This window comes from Pseudomonas sp. P5_B2, assembly GCF_056400445.1.
In genome coordinates, this window is the sequence record NZ_JBFULH010000569.1 from 1 (window position 1) to 2,605 (window position 2,605).

General features: G+C 59.8%; 2 protein-coding genes. Both read left to right on the forward strand.

From position 1 onward, the window contains the following. Positions 1–1,146 (forward strand): DUF1302 family protein (locus AC1DRJ_RS24085; RefSeq protein ID WP_477804354.1); only part of this gene is annotated, 1,146 nt, incomplete at its 5' end. A gap of 23 nt (positions 1,147–1,169) precedes the next feature. Then, a complete protein-coding gene (locus AC1DRJ_RS24090; protein ID WP_477804355.1) occupies positions 1,170–2,537 on the forward strand; it encodes a DUF1329 domain-containing protein in 1,368 nt (455 codons plus the stop codon). Positions 2,538–2,605 lie beyond the last annotated feature (68 nt).

A 2,605-nucleotide genomic window follows, 5' to 3' on the forward strand; every position in this document is an offset into this window, starting at 1 on the left:
GATCAGCTCTCGGTCGACGGGTTTTACCAACTGGAGTGGGACCAGACAGTTGTCGATAACTGCGGCACCTTTTTCGCTGTCGATGTGGTGGCGGATGGTTGCAACAACAATTACACCGTCGGCAGTCCCGCGATTGCTCCGTTGGCGCCGGTGGCCGCAGCGTTCGGCCAGCCGATTCTGGTTACTCGCGAAGGTGTGGTCGTTCCCCGTGGCGGCGACCGCGATGCGCGGGATTCCGGGCAGTGGGGTACCGCCTTGCGCTGGCTCGGTGATGACACCGAGTACGGCCTGTATTTCATGAACTACCACAGCCGCACACCCAATGTCGGCACCGTCACGGCCGGCGCGTCGACACTGGCCAGCCTGCCGGGCATGGTCGGCGTCGCCAACCGTCTGGCACCGGGTAGCGGTGCGGGTCTGGCCCAAAGTGTGATGCTGGGTCGTGGTCAGTATTACCTCGATTATCCGGAAGATATTCAACTCTACGGCGCCAGTTTCTCCACCACCTTGCCGACCGGCACCGCGTGGAGCGGTGAGATCAGCTATCGCCCCAACGCACCGGTGCAGGTCAGCACCAACGACCTGACCCTGGCCTTGATCAACCCGATTGCCGGCGGTGCCGCATCACCTATCGCCACGACACCTGGCGGCGACAACAAAGGCTATCGCCGCAAGGAAGTCACGCAAGTCCAGAGCACCATGACGCAGTTCTTCGACCAGGTGCTGGGCGCTCAACGTTTGACCATTGTCGGTGAAGCGGCAGCGGTATTCGTTGGTGGTCTTGAGCCGCGCAGCGAACTGCGTTACGGCCGCGACTCGGTCTACGGCCAGTACGGTTTCGCCGGCGACACCGAAGGTTTCGTGACTTCGACCTCCTGGGGGTATCGCGCCCGGGCAATCCTTGACTACGCCAACGTGATCGGCGGGGTCAACCTCAAACCCAACTTGTCCTGGGCGCACGACGTTGCCGGCTACGCCCCTAACGGGGTGTTCAACAAAGGCTCCAAGGCGGTCAGCGTTGGCATCGATGCCGACTACCGCAACACCTATAACGCGAGCCTCAGTTACACCGATTACTTTGGCGGTGACTACAACGTTCTCGAAGACCGCGACTTCGTGGCGCTGAGCTTCGGCGTGAACTTCTGATCTGACTGAGAAGGATGATTTCAATGCGCAAAATGATTCTGCAATGCGGCGCCCTGGCCCTGAGCTTGCTGGCTGCCAACGTGATGGCGGCAGTCTCGCCGGATGAAGCGAACAAACTCGGCACCAGCCTCACACCGTTGGGCGCCGAGAAGGCTGGTAACGCCAACGGCTCGATCCCGGCCTGGACCGGTGGCCTCCCGAAAAATGCCGCCCCAGTGGACAGCAAAGGCTTCTTGTCTGACCCGTTCGCCAGCGAAAAACCGCTGTTTGTCATCACCGCCGCGAATGTCGACAAGTACAAGGACAAGTTGTCGGAAGGCCAGGTGGCGATGTTCAAGCGTTACCCGGAAACTTACAAGATCCCGGTATACACAACCCACCGCACCGTGGCCGTGCCGCCGCAAATCTTCGAGTCAGCCAAGCGCAGCGCACTGAATACGTCCACCATCAACGACGGTAACGGCCTGACGGGTTTCACGGGCGAACGTTACTACGCGTTCCCGATTCCCAAGAACGGCGTCGAAGTGTTGTGGAACCACATCACCCGTTACCACGGTGGCAACATCAAACGCATCATCACCCAGGTGACCCCGCAAACGAACGGCAGCTACACGCCGATACGCTTCGAGGAAGAAATCTCCGTCCCCGAACTGATAAAGGATTTGGACGCGGACAAAGCCGCCAACGTGTTGACCTTCTTCAAACAGTCGGTCACCGCGCCAGCGCGTCTGGCGGGTAACGTGCTGCTGGTGCACGAAACCCTCGATCAGGTGAAGGAACCGCGTCTGGCGTGGATCTACAACGCCGGGCAGCGTCGTGTACGTCGCGCCCCGCAAGTGGCCTATGACGGACCGGGCACCGCATCTGACGGTCTGCGCACCTCCGACAACTTCGACCTGTTCTCCGGGGCACCGGATCGTTACGACTGGAAACTGGTGGGCAAGAAGGAAATGTACATCCCCTACAACAGCTACAAACTCGACTCGCCGAGCCTCAAATACGACGACATCGTCAAGGCCGGCCACATCAATCAGGACCTGACCCGTTATGAGCTGCACCGCGTCTGGGAAGTGATCGGTACGGTCAAGCCGAGCGAGCGCCATATCTACGCCAAGCGCCACATGTACATCGACGAAGACAGCTGGCAAGCAGCGCTGGTGGATCACTACGACGGTCGCGGTCAATTGTGGCGAGTGGCCGAGGGGCATTCTGAGTACGTCTACGATCACCAGGCTCAGGCTTATACGCTGGAAGCGCTCTACGACATTATTGCCGGCCGATACATCGCGCTTGGAATGAAGAACGAAGAGAAACACAGTTACCAGTTTGGCTTCGTGGCCAAGGCTGCCGACTTCACGCCATCGGCGTTGCGTGCCGAGGGGGTTCGGTAAATCGCTTGATACAAACGCAGGGCAAAAGGCGACCGGGTGGTCGCCTTTTTTATGGGCGCCAATCAGCG